The sequence below is a fragment of the Microbacterium sp. 71-36 genome, assembly GCF_001898305.1.
In the GTDB taxonomy this organism is placed as follows: Bacteria; Actinomycetota; Actinomycetes; order Actinomycetales; family Microbacteriaceae; genus Microbacterium.
In genome coordinates, this window is the sequence record NZ_MKTP01000001.1 from 1,623,082 (window position 1) to 1,644,643 (window position 21,562).

Sequence of the window (21,562 nt, forward strand, 5' to 3'; positions counted from 1 at the left end):
GGCCGAAGCCGACGCCCCTTTCCACGGAGTCGTCAGTTGACGCGGGTCTCGGCGACCTCGTCCTCGTCGTCGTCGCCCGGGATGAAGACGTCGACCACGGTCACGTTGATCTCGGCGACCTTCATGCCGACGAGCTCGGTGATCGCCTGGTGCACGGCGGCACGGACGTTCGAGGCCACGCGCTGCAGCTGCTCGGGGTAGTCGACCTGGATCGCGATGTCGGCGGCGACCTCGGTCTCGCCCACCTCGACGCTCACGCCCTGGGCGTAGTCCTTCGCACCGACGGCCTGACGGATGTTGCCGATGACGCGCGCCGCACCGCCGCCGAGGGCGTGGACACCGGGCACCTCGGCCGCGGCGATACCGGCGACCTTGGCGACGACGGCATCCACGATGACGGTCGAGCCGCCGTTCTTCGTGGCCGTGGCGGGGGTGGTGGTGGCGGTGTTCTCAGCCATTGCGCTTTCCTTCCGTGAGTGCGGAACCCTGTGTTCCGCGAAGTCACAGTGGAGACGCGCTCGGGCCAGGGTTCGTCACGGCAGATCGGCTGAGAGAACCCTGAGCGTCCGGGCGCGCCGGCGTCACTCGTCGAAGAAACCGCCGTACGGGAGGTCGGCGTCGCCGTCTTCGCGCTCGTCGAAGGCGACAGTCTCGACCGAGAACAGCACGGACGTGTGCGAGGAGAACAACACGCTCACCTCCCTATCGCCCACGACGACGAACGACTCGAACCGGCCGCCGCGGTCGACGGCGCTCTCGATCCTCGCCTTGAGCGCCTCGATGTCCTGTCCCTGCGCCAACGCGAAGACCGTGTCGCCGACGGCCATCTGCGTGCGGATCATGGTCTTGCCCCCGTTCATGCGGGCGACGGTAGGTCGGTCGGTTTCTCACGCCGAGGGGGTTGCGCTATCTCCGCCACCGGAATATCGCCGCCCGCCGTCGAGTTGTCTCGGGGGTGAACGACGCGATCCCCTCCCTCTCCGTTCTCGACCTCGTGCCCGTGCGCGCGGGCCAAAGCAGCGCGCAGGCCGTCGCCGCGTCGCTCGACCTCGTCGAGCGGGCCGACCGTCTCGGCTACCGCCGCTACTGGTTCGCCGAGCACCACAACATGCCCGCGGTCGCCTCGACCACCCCGCCGGTCCTGATCGCCGCGGCCGCCGCGCGCACCGCCCGCATCCGCGTCGGGTCGGGCGGAGTGATGCTGCCCAACCACTCGCCCCTCATCGTGGCCGAGCAGTTCGCCGCCCTCGAGGCTCTCGCCCCGGGCCGTATCGACCTGGGTATCGGGCGGGCCCCGGGCAGCGACCCCGTGATCACGCAGCTGCTGCACCGTTCGGGCGCGACGAGCGACGTCTCGCGCTTCCCCGATCACGTGACCGACATCCTCGCTCTCACCTCGCCCGAGGGCGCGACGGTGCGATTCACCTCCGGCACCGAGTATCAGGTGAAGGCGACGCCGCTGGCATCCGGGATGCCGCAGGTGTGGCTGCTCGGCTCGAGCGACTACTCGGCGCAGCTGGCCGCGTCGTACGGGCTCCCCTACGTCTTCGCGAACCACTTCGCCGGCGAGGGCCTCGAGCACGCGCTGCGTCTGTACCGCGACCAGTTCCAGCCGAACGAGTCCGGCGACGGCCCACGGACGTTCGTCACGGCGAACGTCGTCGCCGCCCCCACCGTCGAGGAGGCCGAGGAGCGCGCGCTGCCGCAGCTGCGGATGATGGCGCGCCTGCGGACCAACCGCCCGCTCGTGCCGCTCGAGACGGTCGAGCAGGCGAAGGCCGACCCGTTCGATGCGATGGCGCAGTCGCTGATGGCATCCAGCCGCCAGAAGTGGTTCGTCGGCACCGGCGACGACGTGCGCGCGCAGCTGGCCGAGTTCGCGGCCCGCTACGACGTCGACGAGATCATGCTCTCTCCCGTCGCGGGCGCGTACGACGGCGAAGCGCTGGACGCCGCGGGCGGACGCGCGCAGACGCTGGAGCTGGTGGCGGAGAGCGCCGCCGTCGCGGCCTGAGTCCGGGCGCGGCGGTCGGGCGGAGTTCGTCCCCGACCCGCCGCGGGCCGTCGTGCGGAGTTCGTGCCTGACACGCCGGTGAACGGCAGGCACGGGCGGCGTGTCGGGCACAGAGTCCGCCCGACGGTGCGGCGAAGGCCCCCGACGGTGCGGCGAAGGCCCCCGACGGTGCGACGCCGGGCTACGCGTCGGGCTCGCCGCTGAGCAGGCCCCGCAGCCAGTCGCGCGCCTCGACGAAGACGTCGTCGGAATACCGCTGCGGGTAGCGCACGATCGCCCGGTCGGCGCGCGCGTACGACCCGAGGAAGATCACCTTGGGGCTGAAACGCCGCAGGCCCAGCAGCGCGTCGGCCATTCGTTCGTCCTGCACGTGCCCGTCGGCGTCGATCACGAACCGGTACCGGCCGAGCGCGTCGCCGATGGGACGGGATGCCAGCAGGCTCAGGTTGATGCCCCGGGTCGCGAACTGCTCGAGCAGTTCCAGCAGCGCACCGGGGTGGTCCTCGGGCAGTTCGACGATGAGCGAGGTCTTGTCGGCGCCGGTCGGGGGCGCGGGGGCGACGGTCCGGCTGACGAGGACGAAGCGGGTCACCGCGTTCGGGTTGTCGCCGATCTCCTCCGCGAGCACCTCGACCTCGTGATGCGCGACGATACCGGGCGCCGCGATCGCGGCATCCGCTCCGCTCGAGCCGTCCAGGACGCCGAGGGCGCTCGCGACGTTGCTCGAGGACGGCAGGTGCGCGTGCGCGGGGAGGTGGTCGCGCAGCCAGCCGAGGCACTGTCCGTAGGCGACGGGGTGGGCCGCGACGAGCGAGACGTCGGCGAGGGTCGCCCCGCGGCGACCGACGAGCACGAAGTTCACCGGCACCAGGTACTCGCCCACGATCCGCAGTCCCGGCACGGTCGCGAGGGCGTCCTGCGTCGTGGAGACACCGCCGTCCACCGAGTTCTCGATCGCGATCATCGCGGCATCCGATCGGCCTTCGATGACGTCGGCGAGCGCCTCGGCGACGTTGCGGACGGGGCGCCAGATCTGGTCGCGGGCCTCGGGGACCTGCGCCAGTGCCGCCTCGGTGAACGTTCCGGCGGGCCCCAAGTAGCTGTAGGTACGACGGGCGGGCACGGTGTCGGTGTCGGGCAGCACCGGCTCAGCCTAGTCCTCCCGGCGATACGGACGAGATCGACCTGGGGACCGGACGATTTCGGGGGTGAAGAGAACCACCGGAATAGGGGGTCGATGCGGCCGCATGGACCGCCGGGGTATTGGCACGATGAGCGATACCCGCCTGCCCGAGGTGGGTGATCCACCGCCGCGTGCCTCAGCAACCCGCGAGCAAGGAGCCCGATCACCGATGAAACGTGCCCGCCCGAACCGGCACCCGCGCCGCGGTCGTGTCGAACCGACGCCCGGAGCGCTCCACCCCCGTCCGTCGTCCGCCAGCATCGTGCGGTCGAGGGTCGCACTGGTGACGTGCGTCGCCCTGTGGCTGCTCTACATGACCACGGTGGTGGTGACCCTCTCGCGTGGCGGCGCTCTCGTGGACGTGTGGCACCTGCTCGGAACGGTGGTGTTCCTCGTCTCGGTGACCGCGCTCACGTTCTCGGCCGGCATGTACCTGCTCGCGCGGGTGGGAGCGCTGCCGAGGCTCGCCGCCCACCGCCGCGCCCGCCGCGCCGACATCGACGAGAGGTTCGACCGCGGCGACCTCCGGGTCTTGGCGCTCCTGCCCTCGTACGGCGAGGATCCGGCCTATGTGCGGATGGCACTGTGGTCCGTCGCCCTGCAGGAGGTGCCGCAGCTGCGGGTGGTCCTGCTGCTCGACGACCCGCCGACCGACGATCCGGCGATCCGGGACCGGCTGGCCCGCACGCGCGCGATCATCGATGAGATCCGCCTCGAGCTGACCGGGCCGCGCGAGCTCGCGCGTGACGCGCTGGCCGTCGCGGAGTCGTCCCCCGCCGATGCCCGCGCGGCAGTCGCCGCCGCCTACGACACCGTCGCGCGATGGATGCGGGAACGCGCAGCCCTCGAGCCCCGCGACGGCCACGCCGAGGCCTTCTTCGCCGACCGGGTGCTCGGGTCGCTCGCGGACGAGCTCGCCGCCGTGGGTTCCGCTCTGGAGGAAGCATCCGACGACGGCGACGAGGCCGTGTCCCCGGCCCGCGTGCGCTCGCTCGCTCGACGTCTCGCGCGCACCCTCGACGCCGACGTGGACATGTTCGAGCGGAAGCGGTTCTCGGAGCTGTCGCACGAGCCCACGAAGGCCGGCAACCTCAATGCCTACCTGGCGCTGGTCGGCGGCATCCATCGACTGCACGACCTCGACGGCACGGAGCGCATCGTGGAGGTACCCGACTGCGATGCCGTGATCACACTGGACGCCGACTCGATGCTGCTCCCCGAGTACGCCGCGCGCCTGGTGCATGCCCTGGAGCAGCCCGGCAACGAACGGGTCGGCGTGATCCAGACGCCCTACTCGTCCTACCGGGGCCGCCGCAGCGCCATCGAGCGTCTCGCCGGCGCGACGACCGACCTGCAGCACCTCGTCCACCAGGGGCTCACCGCGTTCGACGCCACGTTCTGGGTCGGGGCGAACGCGGTCATCCGCTGGGCGACGCTGGCAGACCTGCGGACGATCGACACCGTGGACGGCCGGCCCGTCGTCCGCTTCCTGCGCGGGCGCACCGTCATCGAGGACACCGAGGCGAGCATCGACGTGATCTCGCACGGCTGGAAGCTGGTCAACTACCCGGAGCGCCTGAGCTACAGCGCCACGCCGCCCGATTTCGGCACCCTCGTCGTCCAGCGACGCCGATGGGCCAACGGCGGTCTGCTCGTGCTCCCCGCGCTGTGGCGCACGGCCGCCGCCCGACGGTCGGCCGGACGACCGATGGGCGTCTGGGGATTCCTGTTGCGGATGAACTACCTCGGGTCGATCGCGTGGGTGACGGCGGGTCTCCTCGTGCTCCTCACTGTGGTGCCGCTCAACGGCGACCTCGTCAGCGTCGTCCTGGTCCTCATCGCCCTGCCCTACTTCGTCGAGATGGCGCACGACCTGAAAGTGCTCGGGTACCGGCGGCGGGACATCGTGGGCGTCTACGGCCTCAACCTGCTGCTGCTCGCCGTCAACCTGGCGGGCACGGTCGGCTCGGTCGTGCAGGCGTTCACGGGACACCGCGTCGCCTTCGCACGGACCCCGAAACGCGGCGAACGCACGCCGGCGGGGGCGCTGCTCGTGCTCGCGCCCCTCGTGATCGCCGTCGCCTCCGTGATCGTCGCCGTCCGCTCCTTCTCGGAGGGGTCGTGGATCGCCGCCGCGTTCGCCCTCTTCACGGCGATCTGCGTGAGCGGCGCCGTGATCCGTCTCATCGGGGTCGGCAACGCCGTGGCCGATCTGTGGAACGGCTGGCTCGAGTGGATCTGGGTTCCGGTCGAGCAGCGCGCGACCACGGCGAGCGAGGCGAAGGCCCCGGCCTGGCGCCGCGTCCTCGACGACGGTCACCTCGAGCCGGTGAACGCGTGAGCGCCCGCGCGCAGCGGCGGTTCCGCGGGCGACGCGTGTCGTGGCTCCGCGTCGCCGCCAGCCTGGTCGGCGGAGTCGTCCTCGTCGGAGTCGGCGTGGCCGCGGTCGCCCCGCCGCTGACCCTGCCGGTCACGGGAACGCCGATGGATCAGCGCTGGTTCGCCGGCTACTACGACGTGACCCTCGACCAAGGCGCGGAGCTCGCCCAGACGGACCTCGCCACGTCGCCCGGGGGCGCCGTACTCGCGTTCGTGGTCGCGGCGTCCGCGACCGACTGCACCGCCACCTGGGGACGCACGTACTCGCTCGACGACGCCGCGACCCGCTTCGACCTCGACCGGCGTGTGGAGCGGATGCACCGCGAAGGGCGGCCCGTGGTCGTGTCGTTCGGCGGAGCCCTCAACACCGAGCTCGCCGCAGCCTGCGGGAGCGCCGCCGACACGGCAGCCGCCTACGGCGCCGTGATCGACCGGTACCGGGTCGACACGATCGACCTCGACATCGAGGGCGACATGCTCTCCGACCGTTCGGGATGGAAGCGGCGAGCCGACGCCGTCGCCCGACTCCAGGACGACCGCCCCGCGGACGATCCGCTCGCGGTGTGGCTGACGCTGCCCGTCTCTCCCGACGGGCTGACCGCCGACGGTCGCGACTTCGTCGCCGGCATGCTCGACGCCGGGGTGCATGTCGCCGGGGTGAACGCGATGACCATGAACTACGGCATCGAGAAGCCGCGCGATCTCGTGGAGGTGTCGGAACGGGCCTTGGATGCCACGGCCTCGCAGCTGAGCGACCTCTGGGACGCAGCCGGTGTGGATCTCCCCGCCGGCGGGGTGGCCCAGCTCCTCGGCGCGACGCCGATGGTCGGGCGCAACGACGTGCCGTCGGAGGTCTTCACCCTCGATGACGCACGCGCCTTCACTGCCTTCGTCAGTGAACGGGGGCTGGCACGCGTGTCGATGTGGTCGCTGAACCGCGATCACACGTGCGGGTCGAACTACCCCTTCACCGGCACCGTCTCGCCCCGCTGCAGCGGGGTGGAGCAGGCGGGCGAGTCGTTCGCCGCCATCCTCTCGAACGGGTACCTCGGCGCGATCGACACCACCGGCGCGGGAGAGCAGAAGCCGACCGTCGCGGACGACCCGAAGACCAGTCCCTACCCGGTCTGGAGCTCGACGTCCTTCTACTCGCGCGGCATCAAGGTGGTGTGGCACGGCTCCGTCTACGTCTCGAAGTGGTGGAACGAGGGCGGCACACCGCCCGACGACCCGATGCTGGACACCTCGGCCTCGGCATGGAGCTACCTCGGTCCGGTACTGGAATCCGATCAGCCGTTCCGTCTGCCGCAGCTCCCCGCGGGGACCTACCCCGAGTGGCAGGCCGACGTGCTCTACAACCAGGGCGATCGCGTGCTGCTCGACGGCACGGGGTACGAGGCTCGGTGGTGGTCGCGCGGCCAGAGCCCGGCTCGTTCGATCCTCGACCGCGACTACTCGCCGTGGACGCCGATCGAGGACACCCCGGCCGAAGAGGGAGCGGCGGCGGGGTAGACCGTCAAGCGGCCGTCCGCGACGAGGTGCGCGCGGGCGGCTCGTCCGGCGGGGAGCACCCGGACGACGACGCGGCGCTCCGCCGCCGCGAGCTGCTCCCGGACGAGCGCGGCGAACCCCGGAACCCATTCCTCGGTCGAGACGGAGACTCCCCCGTCGTCGAGGAGCAGGACGTCGACGCCGCGCAGGCGCGCCTGCTTCGCGGCATCCGGGATCCCGTGACCGTGCAGGCGACCGGCGCGGTAGCCGTCCCGGAGCAGTCCCTCCACGGCGCGCGCCTCCGACCGGTCGGCGGCGGTGACGTCGCCGATCTGCCCCACCCGGTCGAGCAGGGGCCGAGCGTGAGCGTCGACCTCGGTGAGGTAGGCGACGAGCTCGGCGTGCGCGGCTGCATCCCAGGCCGTGCGCCGCGCCGACGCGACACGACGCTCCGCCTGGACCGCCGCCGACCGCCGCAGCCGCCGCAGCATCGCCACGAAGACCGTGCTGAGCGCGACCATGGTCGCCACCCGGGTGGCGATCCCGAGCATCTGCGGCAGATCGGCGGGACGCACAAGGGCGTCCACCACCAGGAGGGCGAGCAGGATGCCGCCGCCGATCAGCGCGATCCCGCCGCGGTCGCGCAGGGCCAGCGCCACCGGCACGAACGCCGCCGCCGTGACGAACCACGCCGACCCGTAGGTGATCGGGGCGGGGATCGCCCACAGGCCGAACGCGACGGCCCCGCCCATGACCGCCGCGACCGCGAGGGCGCCGATGCGGGAGATCCGCGGACGCGCCGCGCCCACGACGGCGGTCAGCGACAGCAGCACACCGAGCATCGCCAACGACACCGCGGCGCCGCCCGCTCCCTGCACGGCCGCGACGACGCCGACCGCGGTCTGGGTGACGACGAAGATCGCCCCCACGACACGCTCCCGCGTACGCAGCGTCCACCCGTCGACATCGGACGGTTCGGGTGCCGTCGGATCGACGGTCCAGTCCAGCCGCACACGCGTCCCGCGGCCGGGCGCACTGTCGACCACCGCCCGCATCCCGGGAACCTCCGCCGGCACCCCGAGCACCGTCTTCGCCAGACCCAGCCGCCCCGGATCGACGCTCTCGGGTCGGAAGCCCGGGCCGTCGTCGACGACCTCGATCCACCCGCCGGTCGCGTCCGACACGATCCGGACGCGGCAGTCGGCGTCGGGCGCGTGCCGCCGGGCGTTCAGCAACGCCTGCGCGGTGGCGGCGACCAGAGCATCGGCGACCTCCGGCGAGCACAGGGCCGCCCCCGCGCTCCGCTGCGTCTCCAGTGCCACGCCCGCCTGCGCCGCCAGGTCGGCGACCCGGGCCTCGAGGTCCAGCGACGGCGGATGCTCTCGCACGGACGCGGTCGCGCGCGCGGCCTGACGGAGGACGGCCTCCCTGGTTCCCGCGGACCATTCGGCGACGCCGCGCAGCGCCGCGAGCACTTCGTCGTGCACGAAGGCCGCGGCACGGGACCGCGCGGAGAGTCGGGCCCGTTCCTCCGTCTCGACCACCGCGGCCGCCTCGGCCCGCGCGGCCGCGCGGTCGACCTGGACGGCGGTGCGGAGGGCCACGTCCGCGACCGCGCACGTGGTGACCGCCGACAGCAGCGCCTGAGTGTCGTTGGCGAGGCCCGTGAGCGAATACCCGCCGAGGAGGGAACGCGACAGCACGACGACGACCGTCCAGACGAGGAGGAACGACGCCGTCCACCTCCACCCGCCCACGACGAGGATCGCCAGCGACGGCGCTGACACCGCGGTCAACAGCCACGGGACGGTCCCCTCCTGTCCCGCGGCGACGGCGGCGAGACCCGCCGCCGGATACACCATCACCGCGGCCGCGAATGCGACGGCCCCGATGCCCGCGATGAGGCGCCCCACCGACGACCCGAGGAACGGCCCCACGGCACCGGCGAACGCGAGCGCGGCGAACGCCGCGATCGTCCAGTCCGACCACCACGGCGGGGCGGCTGCATCGTTGACCGTCGAGACCACGAGGACGGCGATGGTCGCCGAGGCCAGGATCGACACCGCGACCGCGAGCATCAGCGCGCGCCGGGTCGCCTCGACGGCCGCGTCCGCGGCGACGGACTCAGTCACGACGCGGCACGGGGAGGAACCCGTCCTCGATCCCACGTCGATACAGGTCGACCTTGCTCGCGGCGGGACGCCCCAGACGCTGGTACACGCCCTTGATGCGACGCAGGTGATCGTTCACCGTGTTCTCCGTCACCCACAACGCCGCAGCGACCTCGCGGGCCCCCATCCCCGAGGCGTACAGCGAGAGCACCTCGCGCTCCCGCTCCGTCAGGGGCGCGGCGATGAGCCGTGGGTCGGAGTCCAACGCCGACGCCCACTCGGCGGTGGGGACGTGCCGCCCCTCGGACGCGTCGAGGAGCGCGGCGACGAGGTCGACACTCGGCGACGACTTCCGTGCGATCCCCAGGGCCGCGGTGCGCGACGCCTCGCGGACGAGGAACGGGTTCTCCGCGGAGGTGAGCACCAGCACGTGCGCACCCCACCGGCGCAACGCATCGACGTTGTCCTGCGGCGTGCTGCCGTCGCGCAGACTCAGATCGAGCAGGACGAGGTCGGCGTCGCGCGCGAGCCGCGTCATCTCGGGGACCGTGTGCTCGTGCCGGGCGAAGGACAGCTGCGGAGCGACGTCGACGAGATTGCGCAGGGCCAGTCCGACCAGATCGTGGTCGTCGACGATCCCGATACGTCTCACCGGCCCTCCCGGTCAGACTTTATCCATCCTGCACACCCGCCGGTGACACATGACGCAATCGGACGCCGACCGTCGTCACCAGGACGCCGCCCACGAGCAGCACTCCCCCGATCACTTCGGCGGGCGCCGGGATCTGGCCGAGCAGGAGGGCCGCCGAGACCATGGCGACCACCGGCGCGAGGAGCACCCAGGGGACGACCGCCGCGGACGGATTGCGCGCCAGCAGGCCGTTGAAGATCGCGTAGCCCGCGAGCGTGCAGAGACCGGCGGTGTACAGCGTCGACAGCGCGGCCGACCAGCCGAACGACGCGAGGCCGGCGGTGATCGCAGACGGCCCCTCGACGGCGAACGCGAGCACCAGCGCCGGAACCGGCACCACGAGCGCCGACCATACCGTGAGCGACAGGGCGCCGAGGCGGCCGCGCCCCGCGACGACCCCCGCCCGCCGAGAGATGACGTTGCCGACGGCCCACGACAGCGCCGCGGCGAGCGCGAGCACCACGGCGAGGGCGGGCGCATTCCCCCCGCGGCCGAGGGCGACGGCGGCGAGGCCCGCGACCCCGATCGCGACGCCCGCCGCCTGACCGGGCGTCGGCCGCTCGCGGAGCACGCCGGCGGCGATCACGACGGTGAACACCGCCTGCGCCTGCAGCAGCAGTGCCGCCAGGCCCGGCTGGAGACCGAGCGCGAGCGAGGTGTACAGCAGCCCGAACTGCCCGAGGCTCATGAACAACCCGACACCCACGATCGTGCTCCAGGATGCCAACGGCCGGGGCACCACGACGGCGAACGCCGCGACGACGGCGAAGCGGATCGCGACGAACAGCAGCGGCGGGATTCCCGGCATCCCCCAGTCGATGACGAGGAAGTTGAAGCCCCAGGCGGAGGCCACCGCGGCGGCCAGGATCATGTCACGACGACTCACCCGTTCAGTCCAGCGCGTTCGCCGATGAAGCACCAGCGAATGTTTCTTCACGAAAAGCAGTAGCTTTGCTTCATGATCGATCTGGAGGCCGTCCGCTCCCTGCGGACCGTCGCCCGCGAGGGCAGCGTGTCCGCGGCCGCCGCCGCGCTCGGCTTCACCCCGTCGGCGGTCTCGCAGCAGATCAAGCGCCTCGAGCGCGAGACGGGGGTCGCCCTGCTCGAACGCGTGGGGCGGGGGGTCGCGCTGACCGACGCGGGCACGCAGCTCGTCGTCGGCTCGACGCCGATCCTCGCCGAGTTGGAGCGGCTCCGCTCCGACCTGCAGGCGAGCGCGCCCGCGGACGGCGCCGTCAGCGGCGAGGTGCGCATCGCGGCCTTCTCGACCGTCGTTCGCGGACTCCTCGCCCCCCTGCTCGCAGACCTCGCCCGCACACACCCCGACCTGCGGCTCCTCGTGCGCGAAAGCGAACCGTGGGAGACCGTCGCGCTCATCGCGTCCGGCCAACGCGACCTCGGCATCGCCCACCAATGGGGCGGAGTGGCCCTCGCGATCCCCGACAACATCGTCGTGACCCCACTGTTCACCGACGTCGCCGACATTGTGCTGCACCGCGACCACCCGCTCGCCGACCGTCACGTCCTGCACCCGCGCGACCTCGCCGATCAGGCATGGGTCGCGACCTTCGAGACGACGATCTGCCGGCAGTGGCTGCGCCGCCTGTTCGACGGCATCGGCAACGCGCCCCGGGTCGTGTACGAATCGATGGAGTTCGAGAACCATCTCGAACTGGCGCGCACCGGTGCGGTCGTCGCCCTCGTCCCGAGACTCGGACGCGCGCCCCTCGGCCCCGATCTCGTCGCGATCCCGACCGTCGACCCCGCCTCGACCCGCGACGTCGTCGCCGTCCACCGGCGTTCGCAGGCCGATTCCCCCGCCCTGCGCACGACACTCTCCGCTCTGCGGGAGCGCGGCGCGGCGCTCGAAGGGGCTCGCTGACCAGCGGCATCGCCCGGTCTGGGCACATTCGCGGCATCCCTTGCGTCGGCGCATGTGCACGACGGCTCCACACCGGGCAGACTGTCCGCATGAGCAGTCGCGCAGGACAGCCCGCCGAGGCATCCGATCTCATCGACATCGACGAACTGATCGCCGCCTATTACGACCGCAAGCCGGATGCCACGGTTCCCGAGCAGCGCGTCGCCTTCGGCACGAGCGGCCACCGGGGATCCTCGCTGAGCACGAGCTTCAACGAGGACCACATCCTCGCCACCACCCAGGCGATCGTCGACTACCGCGCGGCGCAGGGCATCGCCGGCCCGCTGTTCCTCGGGCGCGACACGCACGGGCTGTCGCTGCCCGCCGAGCGCAGCGCCATCGAGGTGCTCGTCGCGAACGGCGTGGACGTGCGCGTCGACTCGCGCGACTCGTGGGTGCCGACCCCCGCCCTCAGCCACGCGATCCTCGCCTACAACCGTGGCCGCGACGCCTCCGACCCGGGCCGCGCCGACGGCATCGTCGTCACCCCGTCGCACAACCCGCCCCGCGACGGCGGCTTCAAGTACAACCCGCCGCACGGCGGCCCCGCCGACACCGACGCGACGGGCTGGATCGCCGACCGCGCCAACGCGCTCATCGCGGCGGGCCTCGACGGCGTGAAGCGGACGCGTCACGCCGACATCGACCTCGACGGCCTCGGGCAGTACGACTTCCGTGACGCGTACGTGCGGGATCTGGCATCCATCATCGACGTCGACGCGATCAAGAACGCCGGCGTCCGCATCGGCGCCGACCCGCTGGGCGGCGCGTCGGTGGAGTACTGGGCGCTCATCGCGGAGGTGTACGGCCTCGACCTCACCGTCGTGAACCCCGAGGTCGACCCGACGTGGAAGTTCATGACGCTGGACTGGGACGAGAAGATCCGCATGGATCCCTCGTCGCCGTCGGCCATGGCCTCGCTCGTGGCCGCGCGCGCCGACTACGACATCCTCACCGGCAACGACGCCGACGCCGACCGGCACGGCATCGTCACGCCCGACGCCGGCCTGATGAACCCCAACCACTACCTCGCGGTCGCGATCGACTACCTCTTCTCGCACCGGTCGAACTGGCCGGCCGACGCCGCTGTGGGCAAGACGCTCGTGTCGTCGATGATCATCGACCGGGTGGCATCCTCCCTCGGCAAGACCCTGCTGGAGGTGCCGGTCGGGTTCAAGTGGTTCGTCCCGGGTCTGCTCGACGGCTCGGTCGCGTTCGGCGGCGAAGAGTCCGCGGGCGCCTCGTTCCTCCGCAAGGACGGCACCGTCTGGACCACCGACAAGGACGGCATCCTGCTGTGCCTGCTCGCGGCCGAGATCCTCGCCGTGACGGGCAAGACGCCGTCACAGCGGTACGCCGAGCTCGAGGCCGAGTTCGGCGCCTCGGCCTACCAGCGCGTCGACGCCCCCGCCACGCCCGCGCAGAAGGCGACGCTGTCGAAGCTGTCTCCGGATGCCGTGACCGCCACCGAGCTCGCGGGCGAGCCGATCATCGCGAAGCTGTCGCACGCACCGGGCAACGGCGCCGCGATCGGCGGTCTGAAGGTGCAGACCGAGTCCGCGTGGTTCGCCGCCCGCCCCTCCGGCACCGAAGACGTCTACAAGCTGTACGCCGAGTCTCTCCGCGGCGAGGAGCACCTGCGCGCGGTGCAGGAAGAGGCGCGGGCCGTGGTCTCGGCCGCGCTCGGCCAGGCGTAACACCCCCGTCGAAGCGGCGTCGCCCTCCGGGCCGGCGCCGCTTTCGCGTGCGGGCGGGAACCCGGCGGCGCTGCGCTGCGGCGCTGCGGCTGGCTTGCGATAAACGCGATGCACGACGAGACACGGCACGCCGCGTCGTTTCTCGCCGGGAATAGCGTTTATCGGCAATGGGGCGGCGGAGCGACGCGACACCCACACCACCACGTTCCCAGGGCGGCGACGACGGGCGGCGGAGCGTCCGACGATCGCCCAGCTTCGCGATAAACGCGATTCACGACGAGACACGGCACGCCGCGTCGTTTCTCGCCGGGATCAGCGTTTATCGACAATGGGGCGGCGGGATGCCACGGCCGGCGGCGGGATGCCACGGCCTGCAGCACCGCCGGACGCGGCGGCACCGCGGGACGCGGCGCACCGCAGCCGAGACACACGAAGGCCCCGACGTTCCGGAGAACGCCGGGGCCTCGTGGCATCCAGGATCAGGCGAGGGTCGCAGCGTCGATCACGAAGCGGTAGCGCACGTCGCTCTTCAGCACCCGCTCGTAGGCCTCGTTGATCTGCTCGGCGGAGATGACCTCGACCTCGGGCGCGATGCCCTTCTCGGCGCAGAAGTCGAGCATCTCCTGGGTCTCGCGGATGCCGCCGATCGACGACCCGGCGAACGAACGACGATTGGTGAACAGCGTGAACACCTGGATCGGGAGCGGCTCCGGCGGGGCGCCGACGTTGACCATCGTGCCGTTCAGCGTCAGCAGCCCGAGGTACTTCTTCAGCTCGAGCGGTGCGCTGACGGTGTTGACGATGAGGTCGAAGGTGTTCTTCAGCGCGGTGAAGGTCTCGTCGTCCTTCGTGGCGTAGTAGTGGTCGGCGCCCATCGCGAGGCCGTCGTCCTTCTTGCTCAGCGTCTGCGACAGCACCGTGACCTCGGCGCCCATCGCGTGCGCGATCTTCACGGCCATGTGACCGAGACCGCCGAGGCCCACGACCGCGACCTTCTTGCCGGGGCCGGCGTTCCAGTGGTTCAGGGGCGAGTAGGTGGTGATGCCGGCGCACAGCAGCGGCGCGGCCTTCTCGTACGGGATCGACTCGGGCACGCGGAGCACGAAGTCCTGGTCGACGACGATCTTCTGCGAGTAGCCGCCCTGGGTGACCGTGCCGTCGCGGTCGATCGCGGCGTAGGTGCCGGTGTTGCCGTTGAGGCAGTACTGCTCCTCGCCGGCGAGGCAGTTCTCGCACTCACGGCACGAGTTGACCATGCAACCCACGCCGACCCGGTCGCCGATCTTGTGCTTCGTGACGTCGGCGCCGACCTCGGCGACCGTGCCGACGATCTCGTGGCCGACGGTCAGCGGGTAGGGCACCTCGCCCCACTCGCCGCGGATGGTGTGGATGTCGGAGTGGCAGATGCCGGCGTAGGCGATGTCGATGAGGACATCCTTCGGGCCGACGTCACGACGCTCGATCGTCGTGGGCTCGAGGGGGGAGGTCGCGGACGACGCCGCGTAGGCGTTGACGTGCATGGGGCTCCTCGGGGAGGGGAATCGAACTCGTCCATCTTTCCGCGCCGGCGGGCGGGAGAGGGCGGGGTTGCACGGATGTGCGTTTCGGATACGGGATGCCAACGACGCCCACGCGCGAGTCCCGCGCGGACGACGCGGCCGCGCCGACGCCCGGGGGCGATCGACGCGGCCGCGTGATCCGGCGGGGTCAGCCCTCGGTGGAGCCGGCTCCCCGGCGACGGCGCCACAGCACCAGACCGCCCAGGAGGAGGAGCAGACCGGCTCCGGCCGCCAGCACGGCGATGCCCTCCGACTGCAGACCCGTCACGGCGAGATCGCCCGACGTCGTGCTCGTGGACGAGCCGTTCGAGCCCGACCCGGCCGACGAGCCCGCACCGGTGCTGCCGTTGCCCGAGCCGTTGCCGGTCCCGGAACCGCCACCGTTGCCGTTGCCGTTGCCGTTGCCCGACCCGTCGCCGCCCCCGGTGCCCGGGTCGACCGGCGCAGCTGCCGGGACGATGCCCGCGGAGCGCGCGGATCCGGACGTGAAGCCCTCGGCGGACGCGGTGACCTCGACCGAGATCTCCCGGCCCTCGTCGGCGGCGGTCAGCGCATAGGCGTCCGCCGTGGCATCCGGGATCGGCGAACCGTCGCGGAGCCACACGAACGCCAGCGCAGCGTCGGCGGGATCGGTGACGGCCGACGCCCGCACCGTCGAACCGACGCGCGGCTCGCCGGCGAGGGTCGGCGTCTCGATGCCGACCGCGCGCTCGACCGTCACCGTGTAGGTCTGCTCGGTGCCGTCGGGAGCCGTGACCCGGACGGAGCCCGCGTCACCGGCGGCGCGCGCCGTCTCGGACCCGGCACCCGGCTGGGTGATCCGGACCGCGGCATCCTCGTCGACGGCGAGGGCGTGCAGTTCGGGCCAGGCGGACCCCGTCGACGACACGGTGTAGTCGAAGACCTTGGGGTCGAAGCCCTCGACGGGCTGGTCGCCGACCGTCAGACGTGCCAGATCGGCGATGCCCGCGGGCGATGCCGAAGCCGCGTAGATCGACACCTCGGACACGATCATGTGCGTCTGCGACCGGGCGTTCATCACGACCCGCACCTCGTCGGCGGCCCCCGTCACGGGCACCTCGACCAGGGGTGCACCGCTGGACGGGGTCGGCACGGTGATGAGGTCGCCCTGCACCCACTCGCCGCCGCTCAGTCGGTGATCGACGCGCATCGTCGCCGGCCAGCTCATGCTGCTGCCGTCCTTGTAGAACTGGACCGTGACGCGCGTGAGGGTCTCGCGCTTCGCGAGCGCGTAGCTCAGGGTGTCCTGGTCGTTCTTGGTGCCCCCTCGCCAGTTCGACCATCCCTTGTCGGTCGCGATGCCGTTGATGGTGTTGCTGACGGGGTAGCCCGACTCGGTGTAGGTCGCCGAGGGAGCGCTCTGCGGGGCGACGTCGTTCTCGGTCGCGGCCGTGACGATGACCGTCAGCTTCGCGTCGAGACGCTCACCGGTCGGACCCGTGGCGACACCCGCGACGGTCACCGTTCCCGGCGCGGAGAAAGCGGCATCCGTCAGGTCGCCCCACGTCCACTCCACCGGCACCGGGTAGCCGCCGCCCGACGGCGTCAGCTCGGCCTGGACGTCGCGGTCGGCGAGGCCCTTCACGACATCGAGGGCGCTGCCCGCCGGAACCGTCACCGACGCCGGTCGCGTCGCCGTGAAGGCCCCGACCTCGACGGACGCCGTGGCCTCGAACTCCGTACCGAAGAGGTCGGTGCCCGTGCCGCGCACCTGCACGGTGCCCGGTCGCGACCAGTCGGCCCCGTCGAGCTGCCAGGTGACGTCAGCGGCACGGAGCGTGTTGCCGGCGTACCGGACCACGGCTCGCGACGGCAGCTGCGGGGCGACGTCGACCGCGGTCGCCACCGACACGGGCTCGGTGCCCAGGATGCGCGTCGTCGCGATGCGCCACTGCTGGTTGCCCCCACCGTTGGACGTCCACAGCCCCACGGTCGCGCCGGGAGTCGTGCTGGCCTGGTTCACGTCGAGGACGCGCTCCGCGGCGACGTTCAGCAGCGAGTAGTACTCACCGTCCGTCGTCGAGGCCATCCACTGGGTCGCGGGGTCGCCCGCGGCCGCGGTCGGATCGGCGTCGACGAGCGCGGTGCCCCCGTTGTTCGATGCCAGGAACTTGCCCGCGCCGTTCTGAAGCGTGAAGCGGTGGCGGTTGGTGCCCTCGCCGTCGATCGTGCGCACGGTCCAGGTCTGCGCCCGGGCGGCGTCGGCCGTCGTGGCGGTCGCACGGATCGCCAGGCCCGACGAAGCGTCGAGCGCGAGGCCGCTCTGCAGGCCCGTGAGCTGCACCGACTCACCGTCACGGAAGGCTGCAGCGTCCTGCGAGACGCCCGAGACGCCGTCGATCACGAACGTCGTGACCGACTTCGCCGGGACGGTGACGGTGGCGGTCCGGGATGCCGCATCCACGGCCACCTTCGCACCCTCCTTCAGGGCGTTGACCGTCGGCTGGTCGGCCGTCGACTGGGTGGTCACGATGGGGGTGACCGTGGCCCCGGGTGCGATCGTCCCGAAGTCGCTCAGGTCGATCTGCACCGTCTTGGCGGAGTCGTCGCCGTTCACGTGCACGATCGTCGCGCCCTGACCGTCGGCGTCGACGGCCGCGGTGGACTGCGCGTTGTCGGTGGCCATGAGGCGGTCGCCCGGGTGGATGTAGTGCGTGAAGTTCCGGACGGTGTTGTACTTCTCGTTCGTCAGCACCTTGCAGGAGGGGTCGGCCTCACCGTCGGCGATGCGCCGCAGCGACTTGCCCTCGGCGTTGCAGTCGAAGTCGATGTAGACGCTGCCCCAGTTGAGGTTCTCGACCTTCTGCATGTTGTAGAGGTCTTCGACGGGCTGCCAGAACACCCAGGCGGTCGGCTCGAGCTCGCGGAGGTCGCCCACGATGTGCTCGGCCATTCCGATGCCGTTGTTGATGTCGTTGGTCGTGAAACCACCGGCCGTCCAGTTGCCCTCGACCTCGCTCATCCACAGGGGCTTGTCGGCGGCCTTGGCGATGTCGCGGACGACCTGGCGTCCGCTGGTGCCGTAGGTGTGCACGTTGAGCTGGTCGACGAGGCTCTTGGACTGCGCCGACCAGGTGTTCCAGTTCGAGGCGAAGATCCCGGGGTTCGTCTCGTCCATCGCCGAGATCACGGCATCCGTCGTCGTCCCGGGCTGCGCGAGGCGGGCCGCGAGCGCCTTGACCATGGCATCCTGCGCCTGCGGGCCGATGTGCGCACCCTCCTGGCGTCCGCCGGTCGGCCACTGCGCCCCGTTCGGGATCTGGGTCTGCCAGTAGTTCGTGTTCGGCTCGTTGAACGGGTCGATCGTGTCGAACTTCACGCCGTGCTGCTTCTCGAGCTCGTCGACGACGTTCACGAGGTAGCCCGCGAACTTGTCCATGTCGGCGGGGGCGAGCTGCTCGCTCGTGGCGTTGTTGATGCCGCCGGAGACGTAGCCGCTCTGAGTGAGGAAGTAGGGCGGCGAGTTGCTGAACGCCTCCCAGTGGGTGATCTTGCCCTTGAGCGCATCGATCCACCACCGCTGGGCGGAGTCGGCGTCGAAGTCGTAGGCGTTCGGGTCGTCGGGGTTCCACGCGGCCTTGTACCGCGCACGGTCGGCGTAGTTCGAGGTGATGGCGCCCTGGTCGTCGCTCGCCTGCAGGTCGGGGTTCCAGAATCCGGGCACCGCGCCCCCGGGACGCAGGTAGTCCGGCACGTCCGACGCGTTGCCTCCGCCGATGTTGTACCGGGCGATGTTGAGGTTCAGGCCGTCCTCGCCGAACACCGCGTCGTAGAGCTTCTGGCGCACGTCGGCGGGATAGTTGCCGGTGGCGTTGGCGAACCACACGAGGCTCGTTCCCCACCCCTCGAACGGGTCGGCCGCGGTCGCGGGGTTGGGGGTGATGCGCACCGTCGCGTTCGGCGCTGCCACCGCCGTCGCGGGGGCCGCGGTCGCGGCGAGTCCACCGGCCGCCAGGGCGACCGCGCAGGTCATCGACAGCAGTCGAGCTGACTTCATCGTCATTCCGATCCGGCCGCAGCGTCGCGGCCCTCGAGGAGGGGAGATGTTGACGTCAACATGTTGACGTCAACATCGAACTTAGCGGAGCCCGGGGTCGCGATACAACCGCTGCTCCGGCCAGGCTTCCCGAGCGGGCGTCCTGCGCGGGGCTGCATCGCGCGAGCCCCGTGGCATCCCGGCCCTCGCACCGAATCCGCGAGGCCGGCGGAGGAGATTCGGCGAAAGGAGGACGGATGCCACGGATTCGGCCCTCCGCCCGCCGCATCCCCTCCCTTCGACACCGACCCTGGCGCGTGCCGAGCCGCAGCCCTCGCGCACGCACGCGCGAGCCGCACGCCTCGCGCACGCACGCGGGAGCCGCGCGCTTCGAGCGCGCAGACGGGAGCCGTCAGGCGCGCGGGCCGGAGCTCTCGCGCACCACGAGGGAGGTGGGCACGAGAGTGCGCGTGTGGTCGCTGCCCGAGCCTTCGATGTCGGCGATCAGAGCGCTCATCGCCTCTTCGCCGACACGCTCGAACCGCTGGCTCACGGTCGTCAGAGGAGGCCAGAAGTTCGCCGACTCGGGCATGTCGTCGAAGCCGACGACGCTGATCTCACCGGGCACGGCGCGTCCGGCCTCGTGCAGCGCGCGGATCACCCCGAGGGCCATCTGGTCGTTGGCCGCGAAGACCGCCGTCACCGCCGGGTCGCGTGCGAGCTCCGCGCCGATGCGGTGTCCCGACTCGGCCGTCCAATCGCCGATCTGCACCGGCGGCACGCGGCATCCGCGTTCTTCGAGGGCGGCGCGCCAGGCGTCGCGTCGACGCTCGGCCGCGAAGGACTCCGGCGGGCCCGACACGTGCCACACCGTTTCGTGGCCGAGGTCGAGCAGGTGCTCTGTGGCCAGGCGCGCGCCCTGCGCCTGGTCGTTGTCGACGACCGCGTACGGGTAGTCGGCGCTCGAGTCGACGACGACGACCGGCAGGCCGGAGGGGATGGAGAGTTCGTTCTCGCCGAGGCGGTGCGTCTCGATGAGGATCACGATCCCGTCGACGGCGTGCTCGTGGAGACGCAGGAACGCCCCCGACACGTCGGACTGCGAGGCGGACTGCACCGTGATGAGCGTGATGGAGTACCCGGATGCCGCAGCCACCGACGCCAGCGCGTCGAGCGTGCGCGTGTTGCCGTAGGAGCTCAGCGAGAACATGATCACGCCGATGCTGCGGAAGCGCCCGGATCGCAGGGCCCGTGCGGCACTGTTCGGCCGGTAGCCCAGGGAGGCCATCGCATCGAGCACGCGCTGCCGCGTGTCAGGATCGACGTTGGAGCGGTCGTTCGCCACGCGCGACACGGTCTGCCCCGAGACCCCCGCCGCCGCAGCGACATCGGCCATCGAGACTTCCCGTCGTCGCCCGCGACCCCCCGCCGCGGTCGACACCGTCGTCGTCTCGCTCACTTCTGCCTCCTCGGATGTTGACGTTGACATGCTAGCGGGACGAGAGTTATGTTTACGTCAACATCGCGGCAACCCGTCCGCGTTGCGCACCAATGAAGAGGCATCCGGACGATGACGACCACCGCGGCACCCCCGCCCGCTCTGCGCCCCCCGCGCCGTAAGCGACGCGCCCGTATCGACGACCGCGGCTGGCTGTTCGTCGCCCCCTTCGCCATCGTCTTCGCGCTGGTCTTCCTCGCACCCCTGGCGTACTCGCTCTACCTGAGCGTCTTCCGCGATCAGCTGGTCGGCGGCAACGCGTTCGTCGGCTTCGCCAACTACATCGCCGTCTTCGGCGACGGGAAGTTCTGGGACGGCCTCGGCCGCGTCTCGCTGTTCCTCGTGGTGCAGGTTCCCGTCATGCTCCTGCTGGCGCTCGCCGCCGCGCTCGCGATCGACAGCGCCAGGCTCCACGCCGCCGGCTTCTACCGCATCGTGATCTTCCTCCCCTACGCCGTTCCGGCCGTGGTGGCGGTGCTCATGTGGGGGTACATCTACGGCGACCAGTTCGGCCTCACCCGCAACCTCAACGACCTGCTGGGCGGCTCGTTCATCCAGCCCTTCGTGCCCGAGTGGATGCTGGTCTCGATCGGCAACATCGTCACCTGGCAGTTCGTCGGCTACAACATGCTGATCTTCTACTCGTCGCTGAAGACCATCCCGGGCGAGCTGTACGAAGCGGCATCCATCGACGGAGCCGGAGCCTGGCGCACGATCTTCTCGATCAAGATCCCCGCCGTGCGCGGCGCGGTCGTCATCGCCACGATCTTCTCGATCATCGGCAGCTTCCAGCTGTTCAACGAGCCCAACATCCTCAAGCCCCTGGCGCCGAACACCATCACCACGTTCTTCACGCCGAACATGTACGCCTACAACCTGTCGTTCGCGGGCCAGCAGTACAACTACGCGGCCACGGTCGCGATCATCATGGGCGTCATCACCGCCGTCATCGCTTACGTCGTGCAGCTGCGCGGCTCTCGTCAGGAGGCGCGATGACCACCGCGACCGCACCCCGCACCGA

General features: G+C 71.3%; 15 protein-coding genes. 6 read left to right on the forward strand and 9 right to left on the reverse strand.

Annotated features, from left to right (window positions below; genetic code table 11):
• Positions 1–32 precede the first annotated feature (32 nt).
• Entirely contained in the window at positions 33–458 is a 426-nt protein-coding gene (locus BGO45_RS07780; RefSeq protein ID WP_292692381.1) for an Asp23/Gls24 family envelope stress response protein, read from the reverse strand.
• Positions 459–581: 123 nt separating this feature from the next.
• Entirely contained in the window at positions 582–860 is a 279-nt protein-coding gene (locus BGO45_RS07785) for a hypothetical protein (protein ID WP_292692382.1), read from the reverse strand.
• A gap of 95 nt (positions 861–955) precedes the next feature.
• Here BGO45_RS07785 and BGO45_RS07790 point away from each other — a divergent pair, with 95 nt between their 5' ends.
• On the forward strand, positions 956–2,014 hold the full coding sequence (locus BGO45_RS07790; protein WP_292692384.1) for an LLM class flavin-dependent oxidoreductase: 1,059 nt from the start codon (positions 956–958) through the stop codon (positions 2,012–2,014).
• A gap of 181 nt (positions 2,015–2,195) precedes the next feature.
• On the opposite strand, the gene pheA is transcribed toward BGO45_RS07790, so the two are convergent.
• A complete protein-coding gene (gene pheA / locus BGO45_RS07795) occupies positions 2,196–3,158 on the reverse strand; it encodes a prephenate dehydratase (RefSeq protein WP_292692386.1) in 963 nt (320 codons plus the stop codon).
• 322 nt (positions 3,159–3,480) lie between these two features.
• Here pheA and BGO45_RS07800 point away from each other — a divergent pair, with 322 nt between their 5' ends.
• Positions 3,481–5,538, forward strand: a complete 2,058-nt coding sequence (locus BGO45_RS07800) for a glycosyltransferase family 2 protein (protein ID WP_292692389.1) — start codon at positions 3,481–3,483, stop codon at positions 5,536–5,538.
• Positions 5,535–7,088, forward strand: coding sequence for a carbohydrate-binding protein (locus BGO45_RS07805; RefSeq protein ID WP_292692391.1), 1,554 nt, complete (start codon positions 5,535–5,537; stop codon positions 7,086–7,088). The genes BGO45_RS07800 and BGO45_RS07805 overlap by 4 nt, the downstream gene beginning before the upstream one ends.
• Here BGO45_RS07805 and BGO45_RS07810 read toward each other — a convergent pair.
• From BGO45_RS07810 to BGO45_RS07820, 3 genes are read right to left on the reverse strand one after another with little or no spacing between them, the layout of a single operon-like run.
• The gene (locus BGO45_RS07810) at positions 7,028–9,199 is read right to left on the reverse strand and encodes a hypothetical protein (protein WP_292692393.1); all 2,172 of its coding nucleotides are present in this window, start codon (positions 9,197–9,199) and stop codon (positions 7,028–7,030) included. The two genes, BGO45_RS07805 and BGO45_RS07810, sit on opposite strands and share 61 nt — an antisense overlap.
• Positions 9,192–9,830 (reverse strand): response regulator transcription factor, encoded by a 639-nt coding sequence (locus tag BGO45_RS07815; protein ID WP_292692395.1) that lies wholly within the window; start codon positions 9,828–9,830, stop codon positions 9,192–9,194. The genes BGO45_RS07810 and BGO45_RS07815 overlap by 8 nt, the downstream gene beginning before the upstream one ends.
• A gap of 19 nt (positions 9,831–9,849) precedes the next feature.
• Positions 9,850–10,755, reverse strand: a complete 906-nt coding sequence (locus BGO45_RS07820; protein WP_292692397.1) for an EamA family transporter — start codon at positions 10,753–10,755, stop codon at positions 9,850–9,852.
• A gap of 72 nt (positions 10,756–10,827) precedes the next feature.
• Between BGO45_RS07820 and BGO45_RS07825 the strand changes: the two genes are divergently transcribed.
• On the forward strand, positions 10,828–11,751 hold the full coding sequence (locus BGO45_RS07825; protein ID WP_292692399.1) for a LysR family transcriptional regulator: 924 nt from the start codon (positions 10,828–10,830) through the stop codon (positions 11,749–11,751).
• A gap of 89 nt (positions 11,752–11,840) precedes the next feature.
• Positions 11,841–13,487, forward strand: coding sequence for a phosphoglucomutase (alpha-D-glucose-1,6-bisphosphate-dependent) (gene pgm, locus BGO45_RS07830; protein ID WP_292692400.1), 1,647 nt, complete (start codon positions 11,841–11,843; stop codon positions 13,485–13,487).
• Positions 13,488–13,966: 479 nt separating this feature from the next.
• Here pgm and BGO45_RS07835 read toward each other — a convergent pair whose 3' ends face one another.
• The 3 genes from BGO45_RS07835 to BGO45_RS07845 form a co-directional block, all read right to left on the reverse strand.
• The gene (locus BGO45_RS07835; RefSeq protein WP_076493510.1) at positions 13,967–15,007 is read right to left on the reverse strand and encodes an NAD(P)-dependent alcohol dehydrogenase; all 1,041 of its coding nucleotides are present in this window, start codon (positions 15,005–15,007) and stop codon (positions 13,967–13,969) included.
• Positions 15,008–15,194: 187 nt separating this feature from the next.
• Positions 15,195–19,064, reverse strand: a complete 3,870-nt coding sequence (locus BGO45_RS07840; protein ID WP_292692404.1) for an RICIN domain-containing protein — start codon at positions 19,062–19,064, stop codon at positions 15,195–15,197.
• A 391-nt stretch (positions 19,065–19,455) separates the two neighbouring features.
• On the reverse strand, positions 19,456–20,439 hold the full coding sequence (locus BGO45_RS07845) for a LacI family DNA-binding transcriptional regulator (RefSeq protein WP_292692923.1): 984 nt from the start codon (positions 20,437–20,439) through the stop codon (positions 19,456–19,458).
• 174 nt (positions 20,440–20,613) lie between these two features.
• Between BGO45_RS07845 and BGO45_RS07850 the strand changes: the two genes are divergently transcribed.
• A complete protein-coding gene (locus tag BGO45_RS07850) occupies positions 20,614–21,537 on the forward strand; it encodes a carbohydrate ABC transporter permease (RefSeq protein ID WP_076493505.1) in 924 nt (307 codons plus the stop codon).
• The last annotated feature ends 25 nt before the right edge of the window (positions 21,538–21,562 follow it).

Excerpts from the sequence above, each read along its gene's own strand:
- BGO45_RS07780 (WP_292692381.1), bottom strand. The coding sequence starts at position 458 with ATGGCTGAGAACACCGCCACCACCACCCCCGCCACGGCCACGAAGAAC.
- BGO45_RS07850 (WP_076493505.1), top strand. The coding sequence starts at position 20,614 with ATGACGACCACCGCGGCACCCCCGCCCGCTCTGCGCCCCCCGCGCCGT.
- BGO45_RS07840 (WP_292692404.1), bottom strand. The coding sequence starts at position 19,064 with ATGAAGTCAGCTCGACTGCTGTCGATGACCTGCGCGGTCGCCCTGGCG.
- BGO45_RS07785 (WP_292692382.1), bottom strand. The coding sequence starts at position 860 with ATGAACGGGGGCAAGACCATGATCCGCACGCAGATGGCCGTCGGCGAC.
- BGO45_RS07825 (WP_292692399.1), top strand. The coding sequence starts at position 10,828 with ATGATCGATCTGGAGGCCGTCCGCTCCCTGCGGACCGTCGCCCGCGAG.
- BGO45_RS07845 (WP_292692923.1), bottom strand. The coding sequence starts at position 20,439 with ATGGCCGATGTCGCTGCGGCGGCGGGGGTCTCGGGGCAGACCGTGTCG.
- BGO45_RS07835 (WP_076493510.1), bottom strand. The coding sequence starts at position 15,007 with ATGCACGTCAACGCCTACGCGGCGTCGTCCGCGACCTCCCCCCTCGAG.
- pgm (WP_292692400.1), top strand. The coding sequence starts at position 11,841 with ATGAGCAGTCGCGCAGGACAGCCCGCCGAGGCATCCGATCTCATCGAC.